General features: G+C 26.8%; 15 protein-coding genes and 2 tRNA genes. 2 read left to right on the forward strand and 15 right to left on the reverse strand.

Translation table 11 applies throughout. From position 1 onward, the window contains the following. Nucleotides 1-3: 3 nt before the first annotated feature. Complete coding sequence (locus tag X274_RS00715) at nt 4-546, reverse strand: hypothetical protein (protein WP_047264867.1); 543 nt, start codon at nt 544-546, stop codon at nt 4-6. 95 nt (nt 547-641) lie between these two features. Beyond that, nucleotides 642-830 (reverse strand): hypothetical protein, encoded by a 189-nt coding sequence (locus X274_RS00720; protein WP_217683605.1) that lies wholly within the window; start codon nt 828-830, stop codon nt 642-644. 807 nt (nt 831-1,637) lie between these two features. Between X274_RS00720 and X274_RS00725 the strand changes: the two genes are divergently transcribed. Beyond that, nucleotides 1,638-2,366, forward strand: coding sequence for a radical SAM protein (locus tag X274_RS00725; protein ID WP_052913097.1), 729 nt, complete (start codon nt 1,638-1,640; stop codon nt 2,364-2,366). Further along, nucleotides 2,336-4,003 (forward strand): ABC transporter ATP-binding protein, encoded by a 1,668-nt coding sequence (locus X274_RS00730; RefSeq protein ID WP_052913098.1) that lies wholly within the window; start codon nt 2,336-2,338, stop codon nt 4,001-4,003. The genes X274_RS00725 and X274_RS00730 overlap by 31 nt, the downstream gene beginning before the upstream one ends. Before the next feature lie 171 nt (nt 4,004-4,174). Here the strand turns inward: X274_RS00730 and X274_RS00735 are convergent, their stop codons facing one another. From X274_RS00735 to X274_RS00795, 13 genes are all read right to left on the reverse strand, one after another. After that, the gene (locus tag X274_RS00735) at nt 4,175-4,435 is read right to left on the reverse strand and encodes a hypothetical protein (RefSeq protein WP_047264869.1); all 261 of its coding nucleotides are present in this window, start codon (nt 4,433-4,435) and stop codon (nt 4,175-4,177) included. Beyond that, nucleotides 4,432-5,850: an exodeoxyribonuclease VII large subunit gene (gene xseA, locus X274_RS00740; protein ID WP_052913099.1), complete on the reverse strand. Its 1,419-nt coding sequence runs from the start codon at nt 5,848-5,850 to the stop codon at nt 4,432-4,434. The genes X274_RS00735 and xseA overlap by 4 nt, the downstream gene beginning before the upstream one ends. Next, nucleotides 5,837-6,526: a 16S rRNA (cytidine(1402)-2'-O)-methyltransferase gene (gene rsmI / locus X274_RS00745; protein WP_047264870.1), complete on the reverse strand. Its 690-nt coding sequence runs from the start codon at nt 6,524-6,526 to the stop codon at nt 5,837-5,839. The genes xseA and rsmI overlap by 14 nt, the downstream gene beginning before the upstream one ends. Before the next feature lie 44 nt (nt 6,527-6,570). Further along, a tRNA-Leu gene (locus tag X274_RS00750) sits at nt 6,571-6,657 on the reverse strand. Between the two features lie 3 nt (nt 6,658-6,660). Further along, nucleotides 6,661-7,317: a redox-sensing transcriptional repressor Rex gene (locus X274_RS00755; protein WP_047264871.1), complete on the reverse strand. Its 657-nt coding sequence runs from the start codon at nt 7,315-7,317 to the stop codon at nt 6,661-6,663. 13 nt (nt 7,318-7,330) lie between these two features. Next, a complete protein-coding gene (gene leuS / locus X274_RS00760) occupies nt 7,331-9,808 on the reverse strand; it encodes a leucine--tRNA ligase (RefSeq protein ID WP_047264872.1) in 2,478 nt (825 codons plus the stop codon). Nucleotides 9,809-9,885: 77 nt separating this feature from the next. Continuing rightward, a complete protein-coding gene (locus tag X274_RS00765; protein WP_047264873.1) occupies nt 9,886-10,509 on the reverse strand; it encodes a hypothetical protein in 624 nt (207 codons plus the stop codon). Then, nucleotides 10,509-11,135: a sigma-70 family RNA polymerase sigma factor gene (locus X274_RS00770; RefSeq protein WP_047264874.1), complete on the reverse strand. Its 627-nt coding sequence runs from the start codon at nt 11,133-11,135 to the stop codon at nt 10,509-10,511. Before X274_RS00770 ends, X274_RS00765 begins: the two co-directional genes overlap by 1 nt. Continuing rightward, entirely contained in the window at nt 11,135-11,878 is a 744-nt protein-coding gene (locus X274_RS00775) for a class I SAM-dependent methyltransferase (protein WP_052913100.1), read from the reverse strand. Before X274_RS00775 ends, X274_RS00770 begins: the two co-directional genes overlap by 1 nt. A 50-nt stretch (nt 11,879-11,928) precedes the next feature. Then, nucleotides 11,929-12,006, reverse strand: a tRNA-Thr gene (locus tag X274_RS00780). Between the two features lie 98 nt (nt 12,007-12,104). Next, on the reverse strand, nt 12,105-12,695 hold the full coding sequence (gene pduL, locus X274_RS00785; protein ID WP_047264875.1) for a phosphate propanoyltransferase: 591 nt from the start codon (nt 12,693-12,695) through the stop codon (nt 12,105-12,107). A gap of 14 nt (nt 12,696-12,709) precedes the next feature. Further along, nucleotides 12,710-13,834: a ribosome biogenesis GTPase YqeH gene (gene yqeH, locus X274_RS00790; protein ID WP_047264876.1), complete on the reverse strand. Its 1,125-nt coding sequence runs from the start codon at nt 13,832-13,834 to the stop codon at nt 12,710-12,712. Nucleotides 13,835-14,068: 234 nt separating this feature from the next. Then, a complete protein-coding gene (locus tag X274_RS00795) occupies nt 14,069-14,836 on the reverse strand; it encodes a YdcF family protein (RefSeq protein ID WP_047264877.1) in 768 nt (255 codons plus the stop codon). Nucleotides 14,837-14,838: the final 2 nt, after the last annotated feature.

Here is a 14,838-nt window from a genome sequence, read left to right on the forward strand (position 1 = left end):
GTATTATTTAATTGGTGGTTTGTATGGGTTATAATATGGGGTTGGAAAATATCTATTCGATTGATTAAACCCAGGTCGTTTAAATTTATAATTGTAATTATAAGGATATGGATATTGTTGCATATGTGGATAAGGTGTTCTATATTCCATTAGTTTTCTGTGATAAATCATATCTTGATATTGTTTTCTTTGGTATAACCTTTTAGCGATTTCTTTTCTTAAATCTACTGTTTTGTTTTTATAATCGATTTTCACTGGAATAAAATATTTATCAGTTTTTAATTCTACATAATACCCATAAAGAGTTATATTTGTGTTGTTTTCAAACCACTTTTCTAATATTGGTGCGTTTGGAAAAATCGCTTTGAAATCTACTTTATCTTTTAATGTTAAAAATATAAATCTACTGTTTTCATGAGTATTTATTTCGTCTATAGTACCCTTCACTTCAAACAATTTATTAGCATCTAAAATCGGAATATTAACCCAGGAAAATATGGAAATACTTAATAACATTAATAATAAAACTCCTAAAATCTTTTTCATATTATCACCCCCAAAATTCTAAGCTTTCTATTTTTATAATACAGCACAGACCTTAAAATTTCCTTAGAAACAACTTAGAATTTTAGTATATTTATTTAGCTTTCAAATTTTTCTTTAATCTCTTCAAATTTTCTATCTATTTTTTCTTTTTCTTCCTTTGTAATTGACAACTTTTCCTTGGCAATTAATAATAAATCCAAATCTTTTTTATATATTTCTAAGGCATATTCAATATCTAAATCGTTACTGTTTTTTTGAAATGTTTGAGATATTAATTCAAGCATTTCTGTTATTTCTTTAAATGTTTTTTTCTTTAATTCTGTTTTTGTCTTTTGGATTTTTTAGAGAATACACCTTATTATTAAATATAAGAAATAAAAAATTTACTCAGATGTAATTTTTTTTTTGCTAAAATAATCGTAAACTGAATAAATGAAAATAAAAATTTTAAATCATATATAATATAAAAATAAATAAGTCAAAAAATTTTGCAGGGTTTTTAGTTAAAAAAATCACATTATTATTAAAAATAGTCTTAATTAAGGAAACAGGAGAATAATCATCTTTACTAACACCAGAAGCATTGCTTGGTAAATGCTAAGGAAAAAGTTATAAATTAAATAAAATCATTCTGCTTATGCAGCATGATTTGAAAATTCAGAAATAATAGACCAATCAATATGATAAAAAATAATAAGGATATAAATATTATATTTATTATAAGCAAAATTAAGATAAAAGTGAATAGTTTTATTTTACCGAATTAAATAAATGTTTAATTCAATTATATTATAAGCTATGGAGGAAAACCTCTTTTCGAGACAATATGAAAGTATTGTAAACAATATAATTTTAGAATTTTTGAAGATACTATATTAAATCATGAAAGGAGGTGGATTAAATTGTTAAAAGGATATTATTCGATATCAAAAACTCCTATTATTGCATCTGAATGTTATTTCTGCCAGGAAGCTATAGTTGTTTGTGCAATAACTTGGTAAAAATTTGAAAGGGGGAAAGATTAATGTTAAAAGGGTATTATCTAGTTAATAAAAGTCAAGATCCTATATTAGCCTGTGAATTTTGCCAATGTGTTAAGAAATATACAAATTAGTATAGACACATGGGATCATCAAAAATGGTCACAGTTAACAGGCTTAAAGAAAGAAGAATTTAATAAAGTAATAGAAGCATTTTATTGGTGTAATGTATTTAATATAAAAACACGTGGAAGAATTACATTAACCAAAAAAAATTTATATGATTTAGAAATTTTATTTCAAAAACTTCCATTTTTAGGAGTTGAAGAAATAAGGGTTGTTCCTTTATTGCCTGTTGGAAGAGGAAATATCTCTAACACTTTGAATGAAGAAGAATTAAATTATGCTTTATCTTTAAAGATGAAATATGAAAAAATATATAAAGGAAATATTAAAATTGTTTATGGACTGCAAAAATATACTGGTGATATAACTTTCGGCGGTGCGAAAGTCGCCATGCAAGTCTGTTCTGATGGCGAAGTTATATTATGCGATATTGTTGAAGGTATAGATAAATTAGCGTTTAGTTATGGTAATGTATTTAAAAAATCTGTAAAAGAAATATGGTTTTCTAAAGAAGCGAATAAATTTAGGTACAATTTAGAAATAAAGGAATGTATTAATTGTAATAAATTTAGTATATGTAATGGTGGTTGTAGAGCGGTAGCATATAAATATTATAGAAATTTTTATAAACACGATCCAAGATGTTTAAAATTTTCTGATAATAAAGAAGGTGATTTATTTATATGGGAGAAAAAGGAAACATTGAAAAATTAGAAAAAAAAGAAATTTATTATTTTTTATTTACCTTATTTAAAAGATATTGGAAAAGACAGATAATAGCAATACTTTTTATAAGTTTGATGGCAGTGTCTATATTAGTCTTTCCGGTATTAATAAAATATATGATAGATACAGTAATTCCAGCAAAAAACTTTCAAATATTGTTTAAATATATATTGGTGATGATTTCAGCTCTTTTAGGAATATCAATAATAACATATTTTGGAGAAGTAATATTTGAAATTAATGCATTGAAAGCAAAAAGAGATATAAGAAAGGAAATAACAATAAAATTAACAAAACTACCTTATGAATTTTTTGTGAAAATAAACTCTGGTGAATTGATTTCAAAATTAATGTCTGATCTTGAAATGGTTGGCGTTGTTGTTTCACAGGTATTTCCAGTATTTGTATTATCAGTATTACAAATATCAGGAATAATTATTATGATGTTTTATCTAAATTGGAAACTTACAATGGTACCAATATTCTTGACTTTATGTTCATTATTATTTTTGAAAATAGTAAATACAAAAGCAGAAAAGGTCTCTATTATTGAAAGAAAAAACTTCGGCGAAATATCAAGTGTATTAATAGATATTATAAATAATATTAAAACTATAAAGGTAATGTCATCATATAAATGGATAGAGAATATGATAAATAAATATCTTGATAGTCATTATAAAATAGGGAAAAAATTTGCAAAATTGATAAAATTAACCGGGGCAATAGGTAATTCTATAAATGGAGTAATAACTGTAGGTGTATTTAGTTATGGAGGATATTTAATAATAAAAGATGAGATAACTTTGGGAACATTAATAGCATTCTGGACATATATACAAACATTAATGACACCTTTGCAATTATTAATGAAAGTGAATATGGTGCTGAGAAGTTCATGGGGAGGAATAAAAAGAGTTATTGAAATAACAAAATATAAAGAAGAAACTGTTGTAGAATCAAAAGAAGAAAAAGATATAAATTCTATTAGGCTTGAAAAAATTGAGTTTAGTTTTGATAGTGAAAAAATTTTAAATTCAATAAATTTGGATTTGATAAATGGGAAAATTACATGTATAACAGGTGAAAATGGCGCAGGGAAAACAACACTGTTCAATGTATTAATGGGCTTATATAAGACTAAAAATGGAAAGGTTATGTTGAATAACACTGAAGAAATAGATAATAATATTTTAAGAGGAAATATAGGTTTTGTTGAACAGGAACCAGTTTTATTTAAAAATTGTACAATAAGAGAAAACATATTAATGGGTAGAGAAATTTCAGAAAAGAGATTAAAAGAAATCTTGAAAATAACAGGTATAGAAAAAATGGTGTCAAAATTTGAAAAAGGTATAGATGAAAAAATTCAAAATATAAGTTTATCTGGAGGACAGAAACAATTAATTGCAATAGCAAGAGCATTAATAACTAATCCTCAAATCATATTACTTGATGAATTTACATCTGCAATGGATTCAAAAAATGAAAAATTAATGCACGATATTTTGATAAAATTAAAAAAAGAAAGAAAAATAATAGTAATAATAACACATCGTGATTCTACATTAAAAATATGTGATGAAGTATATAAAATAAAAAAAGGAAATCTAATAAAAGTTTAAAAACTTCAAATGAGGCGAAAGCCTCATTTGATTTTTATGTCTAATAACATGTCCAAAAAGTAAGAGAAGCGATAACTCGCAAATTACCTTTTTTCCTTTAGATTTTTATTCATAAAAATCTAAAGTGTAAAATGAAGTCGGTCAATTTTACACGAAGGGGTGATTTCAAAGCTAATTTTCAAATTTCATTTTAATTTCTTCGAATCTCTTATCAATTTTTTCCTTTTCCTCTTTTGCTATTATCAACTTTTCTTTTGCCAATAATAACAAATCTAATCCTTTTTTATAAATTTCCAGAGCATATTCAATATCCAATTCATTGCCATTTTTTTGAAATATTTGAGAAATTGATTCAAGCATTTCTGTTATTTCTTTAAATGTTTTTTTCTTTAATTCTGTTTTTGTCATTTTCAAAATTTCATCAATATTCATTTTAGATCCTCCCTATAGTATTTAATTTCTTTTATATCACTTTTGACTTCCCCATCCTTTAGTTTAATCTCTAATTCTTTATTTTTATCCAGATCATATACGCTTGAAATTATTCGGGATTTCTGAATAATAACGCCTCCTCCACTTAAAAAAGAGCTAAAAGGACTATTTTTAGTTATTTCAACATAGTAATCATTAATTTTTTTCAAATTATAAGATTCAAGTAAATCAAAATCTTTTTTTATATTTTTTTCAAAAGCAATATTTTCATTATATAGAACATTTATTTTATTATTTATATGTTCTGATACATAATTAATAAAATCTAATTCTCTGTACAACCAAGTTTCAAATGAAGATAATATATTTTGAAAATTAGTTAGTGAATTAATATAAAAGTTCATTTTATTTTTTTCTTTTTCAAACAGATGATTAATAGTTGAATCTATATTGTTTAGTACATTTTTTGAAAAAAATTCAGCATGTAAAAATATATTATTAACCATATAATAAATTTTTTGAAAATTTTCATTTATTTTATTATTAAAATTTTCTATTTGATTAACGATAGCTCTCGCTACTTCGGTAGGTGTAGAAAAATTTATATAAGAAACATAATCGGGTATAGTTATATCCTGTTCATGACCAATACCAGTTAAAACAGGAATTGTATTATTTACAATAGCGATTTTTTCTGCTAATTCATAATCATTAAAATACATTAAATCAGATTGAGCACCACCGCCCCTTATAATTACAATAATATCATAATCTATTTTAGAATTCAGGATTAAATCTAATGATTTATTAATACCTGTAGGGACTTCTACTCCCTGCATTGGTGATGGATAAAGATGAATCAAAGGTGGTGAAGAAAGTTTATTGATGTTTTTTATAAAATCGCCATATCCAGCAGCGGTTTGAGATGAAATAATAGCAATTTTTCTTATAGGAGGTAAATCATCTAATTTATTTTTTCTTTCCCTTAATAAACCATTTATTTTTAATTTATTTATAATAGCTTTTTTTCTTTTTTCCAGCTTAGATTCTCCAATGGGGACCAGAGATTGTAATCTTATGGCTAAAGAAGCTGAAGTAGGCCAGAAAGAAAGTTTTCCATAAAATTTCCAGTTTTTATTTTCTAATTCTCCGATATTTTTCAAACCAAGACTATTTAAAAGTGTTTTTATATGATATCTTGATAAAAATACACTTATTTTAAAAGTTTTTCCTTTGTCATTTCTTTGAGAAACTTCTATAAATAAATCACCAGCACTGCTTGTTTTTGCCTTTGAAATATCTCCATTAAATATTATAATAGAATTAAAAAGTTCTGTTTCATTCAATTCCATCTGAATCCAATTAAACAAATCTATTAAATTTTCAAAAATTTTTTTATTTTCAGATATTTTCACTTTCTCCCTCTTTTCCGGATAACACAATTGTTATTTCACCTTTAATATTTCTTTCTGAAAAATGAGCAATAGCTTCTTTAATAGTTCCTCTGAATAATTCTTGATGAATTTTTGTCATTTCTCTTGCTATAAAAATATCTCTATTACCAACTATTTCTAATATTTCTTTTAAAGTGTTATTTAGCCTTTGTGGTGATTCAAAAAAAACAAAAAGAATTCCAAGATCTTTAATTTTTCTAAGAAGACGTCTTTTGTTTTTACCACGAGGCAAAAACCCCTGAAACATATATTTCGAACCAGGGAATCCACTTAAAGCAATTGCAGCAGAAGGTGCATTTGGACCTGGTATGATATCTATTTCCACATTATCTTCCCAGCATTTATTTATTAATTGATAACCAGGATCAGATATTACAGGCATGCCTGCATCACTTACAAGAGAACAAATATTTTTTTCCTTAATAATTTCCAGAGCTTTTTTAAGAACTTTATTAGCGTTATATTCGCTAAAAGTAAATAATTCTTTTTTCCCAATATCAAGATTATTTAATAATTTTATAGTTACTCTTTTATCTTCTACAAAAATAATATCTGATTTCTTTAATATTTCCACTGCTCTTAAAGAAATATCTTTCAGATTTCCTATAGGTGTTCCTATTATATACAATTTTCCCATATTACCACCTTCCTTATTAAAAAAACCCGCATAAGCGGGCTATTTGGTGTCGGGGACGGGACTTGAACCCGCATGGATGAATATCCATATGATTCTGAGTCATACGCGTCTGCCAATTCCGCCACCCCGACATATTATTCCTGTAATTCATATATATTCTTATTATTAGAAACTATATCATATGTTAATGCTTTTAAAGAAATGGTGAAATCTACGTTTTCAACAGCAATATTTTTTGGCAAACTTAAGGAAGTAGGTGCAAAATTTAATATCCCTTTTATACCTGTTTCTACTAATTGTTCAGCAACTTTTTGAGCAACTTCTGCCGGTACTGTTAAAATAGCAATTTCTATCCCTTTTTCAGCACATATTTTTTTCATATCTTTCATATCATAGACTAATATCCCAGCTGATATTTGTTTCCCGATTTTTGTTTTATCTTTATCAAAAGCAACTTTTATAAAAAAACCATTTTTTTCCAAACCAGTATAATTAGCAATAGCTGATCCCAGGTTTCCAACTCCAACAATAGCAACACTCCATTTTTTATTAAGCCCTAAAATAGATTTAATTGAATTCATTAGTTTATCAATATCATACCCTACACCACGTTTTCCGAATTCTCCAAAATAAGACAAATCTTTTCTAATTTGACTTGCTTTAATATGTAACGATTCTGCTAATTCTTTAGATGAAGTTCTTTGAACTCCCGCTGATTTTTTATTTTCCAAACATCGATAATACATCGCGAGTCTTTTAATAGTTGGTTTTGGAATTTTTGGATTTTTCATAATTTACCTCCAATCACTTTTTAATCACTATATTAAGCAATTTACCTTTTACAAGAATTACCTTTTTTATCTCTGCATTTTCAATGTATTTTTTCACTTTTTCATCTTCAAATGCTTTATTTTTAATAATTTCTTCAGTTGAATTTGCATCAACTATTATTTTTGATCTTACTTTACCATTTATCTGAACAACAATTTCTAATTCATCAACTTCTAGAGCTTTTTCATCAACATCTGGCCATTTCGCATTGACAACAAATGTATTATGGCCCATCATATGCCATAATTCTTCTGATAAATGAGGTGCAAAAGGAGATAAAAGAATAATAAAATCTTCCGCAACTTCTTTTAATAATTCTTTATTCCAGTCTTTTTTCGAGATATTATTCATATATGAATTAAGTTCATTAATTAATTCCATCATACCACTAATTGCAGTATTAAATTGAAAATTCTTTTCTATATCATTTGTTATTTTTCCAATCATTTGATGTAATTTTCTTCTTAAAGATTTTTCTTCTTTTGTAATTAGTTTCATATTTTTTGTGTCAACATTTTTTGTTACTTCTATTATTTTAGACATTGCAATCCATACTTTATTCATAAATCTGGCAATACCTTCTAAACCTGCATCATTCCATTCTGCATCTTTTTCTGGTGGTCCCATAAATAGCATATATAATCTTAGTGTATCTGCTCCATACTTTTCAACCATTTCATCTGGAGAAACAACATTACCTTTTGATTTAGACATTTTTGCTCCATCTTTATATATCATTCCCTGAGTAAATAGATTGGAGAATGGCTCAACAAAATTAATATAACCAAGATCATATAACACTTTTGTTATAAATCTCGAATATAACAAATGTAATATTGCATGTTCAACACCACCAATGTACTGGTCAACTGGAAGCCAGTAATTTACATCATCAGAATCAAAAGGCTTATCTTCCATCTTAGGATTAATATATCTTAAATAATACCAACTACTATCAACAAATGTATCCATTGTATCAACTTCTCTTTTTGCAGGTCTTCCGCATTTTGGACATGTGGTATTAATAAATTCATCAGTATAAGTTAAAGGGCTTTTTCCTGTTGGTTCAAAGGTAACATTTGTAGGAAGTTTTACGGGTAAATCTTTTTCTGGTACAGGAACAGTTCCACATTTTTCACAATAAATTATAGGTATTGGTGCTCCCCAATATCTTTGCCTTGAGATTAACCAATCCCTTAATTTATATTGAATGCTTTTATTTCCTATATTATTTTCTTCAAGCCAGTCAATAATTTTTGGCAAAGCCTCTCTATTTTTCATACCATCAAATTTATCTGAGTTAACCATTATACCATCTTCAGTAAATGCTTCTGATAAATCTTCTTCCGTTAAATCAGAACCTTCAGGTTTAATAACAACTCTAATTGGTAAATTAAATTCTTTAGCAAATTCAAAATCTCTCTGATCATGTGCTGGAACAGCCATTATAGCACCTGTTCCATATTCGAATAAAATATAGTTTGCAACATAGATAGGTATTTTTTCACCATTCACAGGATTAATAGCGTAACTTCCAGTAAATGCTCCATCTTTTTTTGCACCTTGAGCAATTCTTTTGAATTTATCTTCTTTAGTTACTCTGTTTAAAAATTTTTCGACCTCACTCTTTTGTTCTTTAGTTGTTAATTCTTCAACAAGAGGAGATTCAGGAGCTAAAGCCATAAAGGTTACACCCCAGAGAGTATCCGGCCTTGTGGTGAAAACAGTTAATTCTTTTTCTGTACCATCAATTTTAAACTTAACTTCAGCGCCTTCACTTTTTCCAATCCAATTCTTTTGCATAATTTTAACATTTTCAGGCCAGCCCTCGAGTTTTTCAAGGTCATTTAATAATTTTTCAGAATAATCTGTTATTTTAAAATACCATTGTTCTAACTTTTTCATTTCTATTTCTGTACCACATCTTTCACATTTTCCATTAACGACCTGTTCATTGGCTAAAACAGTTTTACAGCTTGGACACCAATTAACAGCAGCATGTTTTTTATAAGCTAAACCTTTTTCATATAATTTCAAAAATATCCATTGAGTCCATTTATAATAATCTTCTGTACATGTTGCAATTTCTCTATCCCAATCATAACTAATTCCAATCTTTTTAATTTGTTTTTTTATAATTTCAATATTTTTAAAAGTCCAATCTCCTGGATTTACATTATTTTTTATAGCTGCATTTTCTGCCGGTAATCCAAAAGCATCGTATCCAAAAGGATGTAAAACATTAAATCCCTGCATTTTTTTATATCTGGCAACAACATCGCCAATTACATAATTTTTTACATGACCAACATGGATGGTTCCAGATGGATATGGGAACATTGTTAAAACATAATATTTTTTCTTATCGTTTCTTTGTGAGGTTTTAAAAATATTTTTTTCTGCCCATTCTTTTTGCCATTTCTCTTCTATTTTTTTATGATCGAATTCCATTTTATAACCTCCTATATCCAAGTGATAACTTTCTCATATATTATACCAGAATTTTATTAAAATTTAAAGTCCTTAAATTATTTACCTCTAATTGTTGGGATATATAAATTTAAATCTTCAGAAATATTTTCAAGCTTTGCTGATGGCATCTTTTTAAGTCTTCTTTGACCAGGTTCCTGTATTAAAAAAAAGATATTATCAGGATTTGCTGTTTGAACTTTTGCATTATAAGGAATATTTATCGTATAAGATGTTCTTATAGAAGGATCCTTAAAAAAATAAAATTTATATGGGGCCAATCCCGGTTTTAACATTCCCTGAAATATATACTTGCCTTTTTCATCTTTTATACCAATCCATATTTCTCTTGAGCCTATAATATATAGCTGGAAATAACCTACATTCTGATCTTCTTGAGCAAGGGTTAATAATTTCTCTAAATCTTTTAAATGTTTTTCTAAATTGCTTTTGTAATTTATAAATTTTTCAACAATTCCATTGGGTTCAAAATATTTATTTAAATCTTCTAATTTTGTATTTAATTGGGATATACTATCATTAACTTTAGTGTTTTGTCTGTTAAATAAACTCTCCATATAATTTTGAAATTTTGAAAGTTTTATTTCACTTCCTATTGACATTATTATTGAAATAATAGATAAAATAATAGCAATATATAACAATATTCTTGTTATTTTCATTATTTACCTCCTATATCTATAGTAGCATTAACGAATTTCATTACCCTATTTGCAATTTTTTTAAACTTCTGAATAGTATTGTCTACTTTCTTTTTTGCAACATTGAGCTTATCAGAAATTTCATCATATGAATTGTTATCCAACCACATCTTTACAATATTTTTTTCCAGATCCTTCATTTGTTCAATAGACCTTTCAAAGATATAATTATAGACTACAGATTGATATAAATCTGTTTCAGATGGAACTTCAAAATAATAATCAGAATCTTCAGAATAGTCTTCGAACATAGATTCTATACTAACAGCGTCCGATAATACTTTATTTTTTAATCTATTTAAATAGGTTAAAAATGATTTTATTTCAGATGATATATTAAGATAGGCAAAGGTTGAAAATTTTGTTTTATTATTTTCATCAAATGAATAAACTCCCTGTATTAAACCAACAAATCCTATTTGAACCAGATCTTGAAATTCAGCCCATGCACCATAATATTTTGAAGCAATAGATTTAATCATGGGTTCAAATTTTACCATGATCATATTCATTGCTTCTTTATCGCCTGATTGAGCTAATTTAATTAGAGATTCTACACGTAAAGTTCTTAATTTATATTTACTCATTATTTCACGACCATATACATTAAATGTTCTGCTGTATCATATAAAACTTTCGAAAATTTCAGTTCCAATTCAAATACATCGGCCCAATATTTGGAAAATTCTAATTCATTTTCCCATGGAAAAGCCATAATTCCATATATAGATATTTTACTAAAATAGTTCGATAACAATTTTTCTAAATCATTTTTCGTATATAAAGTTGAATTAAAAGACATAAATTTTGAAATTCCAATATTTACTTTTTTTTGTTTTTTCATTACTTCTATTATATCAAAATCTTTTGAAAAAAAAGCATCGATAATAAATTTATTTAAATTATCAACAGTTCCAATTAAAATTCCACCTTTTTTTAATAGTCTATTTATTTCATATAGGAATTTTTCATCGTTTTCTGAATAACTTAAAACATCCCCCATAGCGAGAATTATATCAAATGATTCATTTTCAAATTTTAAATTTTCAGCAAAATCATTAATTATATTTATACTATTTTTAAATTTGCTTTTTAAGATAGAACACATTTTTGAAGATGGTTCTACAGCATATATATCAAACCCTTTATTTAAAAAGATATTAGTCCAATATCCAGTTCCAGCACCAATATCAAGAACTTTTCCGCTGGAAAATTTCAAATTTTCAAAAATTATCTTTTCGGATAATAAATTATGCATTTCCCAATATGGGTCTTCATACATTTTTTCATAATTATCGGCAATTTTATCATAATATTCCCAGGATTTCATAAAGTATCCCCCTAATATAAAATAAAATCCCCGATAATTCGGGGAGTTACTGGAGCAGGTGATGGGACTCGAACCCACAACCTCTGCCTTACCAAGGCAGCGCTCTAACCTGTTGAAGCTACACCTGCAAACCCAATATATTATACAATAAAATATTAGTTTAGTCAAGTTTAAAAAATTTATTCAATTTTTTTAATATTATAAAAATCCCTCTAAAAGAGGGATTTTAAAATTCTTCAACTATGAATACTTCATCTCCTGTTTTTATTAAAGCAGCATTCGCTTCATCAGTATCAACATGAAATTCCAGAGCATATTTTGGACTTACTCTTATTAACACGTCACCAAATATTAATTTTCTATCGCCTTTTTCAATAGCAACATATACTAAATCTTTATCTTTGACATTATATTTTTCAGCATCTTCAGGAAGCATATGAATATGTCTTTTAGCTAAAATTAAACCTTTTTTCGTTTCAACTTCACCTTTTGGACCAACAATTTTTATTCCAGGAGTTCCATCTAAATCGCCTGAATCTCTAACAGGAGGTTTCACGCCTAATTTAAATGCATCTGTTTGAGAAATCTCTATTTGAGTTTCCTTTCTAACAGGTCCTAAAACTCTAACTCTTTCTATTTTTCCTTTTGGACCAACTAAAGTAACAACTTCTTCTGCTGCATATTGACCTGGTTGTTTTAAATCTTTTATAGGATGCAACTCATAACCTTCACCAAATAATACCTCTAAATCTTCTTTTGATAGATGAACATGTCTGTTTGAAACACCCACTATAATTCCTGTTTTTTTTAATTTCATACCAACACCTCCGACTATATAATATTACCTCTTTTTGGTGTAATTAAAGGTTTTCTAATTATTAATTCAATATTTTTAGGTTTAACAACCTCTATATTCAAAGGGCCTCTTCTTACAGAAATCCAACCTAACCCAGGTATAGCTAATTCTTCATTTTCTTCAATTGAAATAATTTCTTTTTCATAATCAATATTTTTTAATGGATAGTCTTTTTCATATGGAGGATAAATAATTTCCCCAATATGATTTTTTAATAAATCATCTACTCTTTCCTCTTTGGTTTGATGAAAAGATATTCTTTCTGGGGCAAATATCAAGAAAATAGGTTTCAAACTATTTTTAGCTAAAGATAAAATTTTAAATCTGAAAAGTGCACTTACAAATATAACTTTACCGATATCTGGTTTAAAGGTTTTTCTACTAATAGTTTTATGAGGTATCATTTCCACTTGCGTATATATGTCAAAAAAGTCTGTAAATCTTTGTTTAGTCTCTATTCCTGGAGTATCATATAAGTATATATTATGTTTAATAATTTTTCTTTTAACAATTCCTAATGTAGTTCCAGGAAATGAACTTGTTGTAATTTTTAAATCAGTCATGTTATTTAAAAGTGATGATTTACCAACATTTGTAGTACCAACTACAAGAGCCTTTTCTATCTTTTGTTCTTTTAGTAACTTTATTAATCTATTTATACCAAAATTCCTTTTCGCACTTATTAAGCGAATATTATCTTTTTTAATATTAACATTGTCTTTAACTCTGTTGTAAATCCAGTCTTTTAATTCAGTAAAAGCTACACTTTTTGGCAATAGATCAACTTTGTTAATTATTAAAAATAGATTTTTATTTTTTACTAAATTTAATATATCTTTATCAAAAGTGCCTTCAAAATCAATAATATCGATAACCCATAAAACTGTATCAAATTCATGGATAATACTTTTTAATTGATTGTAAAAATTTTTGTTTATGGAAACAGGAATTAGTTCACCATAATGTTTTAATTTAAAACACCTTTGACATAAAGCTTTTTCTTCATTACCTATGAACTTTTCATAAACATGTTCCGGTAAGAAACCAGGAATTTCCGGATTTTCTGTTTGTATTTCAACCCCACATCCATGACATTTCATAAAATCACCTCCAATTTAGCGAATCTATTTTAAGATTACGATGTCTAAAAAGTCAAATTCACTCAGGCAGCTTGATTGCTAATCCTTAAAATTATTCATTCTCAGCCGTCGTTCAGATTTTTCATCCATGAAAAAGCTTCACTCAAAAAAACGTCCTGTTTTTTTGACGGCTTTCATTCATAATTTTAAGGGCAATCTTCGAGCCTTCGTTTCATTTGAGACTTTTTAGACAGCCTATTTTAAGATAGAAAAAAATATTAATCCCAGATATTCATGTATTGCCATAGCATTTGCTCGTAAAGAATCTATATCAGGTTTAAAATCTATCCATGTAATTTTATCCCGGGTTATTAGATAATTTGAAGGAACTGGAACTATTTCGATATTACTATTAATAAAGTTTTTAAAAATTTTGTATGATCTTGGTAAATGAATAGCAGAAGTAACTAAAAATATTCTATTTATTTTCATATTATCAATTAAAGATTTCACATATTTTGCATTTTCCTCGGTTGTTTGTGCATCTGGTTCGATAAAAATATTTGAGGGATTAACACCAAATCTAACAAGATAGTCTCTCATTACTAAAGCCTCTGGAATATAATTTGTATTTGGTGGTTTTCCACCAGAAATAACAATAGGGTAATTTGTTTTTTTATATAATTCATAGCCTGCAAAAATTCGTTTAAAGGTTTGATCTGACATTTCACCTAAAGAAGGTGAAATAGGTGTTTTAGGTATAGCCCCTCCACCTAAAATTACAATAATAGAAGGGATATTAAGTTTGTTTTCTTTATACGGCTCAAACGCATTTTCTAAAGGATAAACTAAGATTCTTGAGGTTATTTGAATAGAAAAAAGATAAATTAATATAGAAGTAAATATAATCATTTTATTTAATTTTTTCGATTTTTTTATTCTGAAATTTAATAAAATAATTAAAGTAATAAACAGGCCTGGCAATTCGATAAATGATTGAATGATTTTTCTAATCCATAACATAT

This window comes from Marinitoga sp. 1155 (genome assembly GCF_001021175.1).
GTDB lineage: Bacteria > Thermotogota > Thermotogae > Petrotogales > Petrotogaceae > Marinitoga.

Coding starts and splice junctions, on each gene's coding strand:
- X274_RS00715 (WP_047264867.1), bottom strand. CDS start 546: ATGAAAAAGATTTTAGGAGTTTTATTATTAATGTTATTAAGTATTTCC.
- X274_RS00720 (WP_217683605.1), bottom strand. CDS start 830: ATGCTTGAATTAATATCTCAAACATTTCAAAAAAACAGTAACGATTTA.
- X274_RS00730 (WP_052913098.1), top strand. CDS start 2,336: ATGGGAGAAAAAGGAAACATTGAAAAATTAGAAAAAAAAGAAATTTAT.
- X274_RS00735 (WP_047264869.1), bottom strand. CDS start 4,435: ATGAATATTGATGAAATTTTGAAAATGACAAAAACAGAATTAAAGAAA.
- rsmI (WP_047264870.1), bottom strand. CDS start 6,526: ATGGGAAAATTGTATATAATAGGAACACCTATAGGAAATCTGAAAGAT.
- X274_RS00755 (WP_047264871.1), bottom strand. CDS start 7,317: ATGAAAAATCCAAAAATTCCAAAACCAACTATTAAAAGACTCGCGATG.
- leuS (WP_047264872.1), bottom strand. CDS start 9,808: ATGGAATTCGATCATAAAAAAATAGAAGAGAAATGGCAAAAAGAATGG.
- X274_RS00765 (WP_047264873.1), bottom strand. CDS start 10,509: ATGAAAATAACAAGAATATTGTTATATATTGCTATTATTTTATCTATT.
- X274_RS00770 (WP_047264874.1), bottom strand. CDS start 11,135: ATGAGTAAATATAAATTAAGAACTTTACGTGTAGAATCTCTAATTAAA.
- X274_RS00775 (WP_052913100.1), bottom strand. CDS start 11,878: ATGAAATCCTGGGAATATTATGATAAAATTGCCGATAATTATGAAAAA.
- pduL (WP_047264875.1), bottom strand. CDS start 12,695: ATGAAATTAAAAAAAACAGGAATTATAGTGGGTGTTTCAAACAGACAT.
- yqeH (WP_047264876.1), bottom strand. CDS start 13,834: ATGAAATGTCATGGATGTGGGGTTGAAATACAAACAGAAAATCCGGAA.
- X274_RS00795 (WP_047264877.1), bottom strand. CDS start 14,836: ATGTTATGGATTAGAAAAATCATTCAATCATTTATCGAATTGCCAGGC.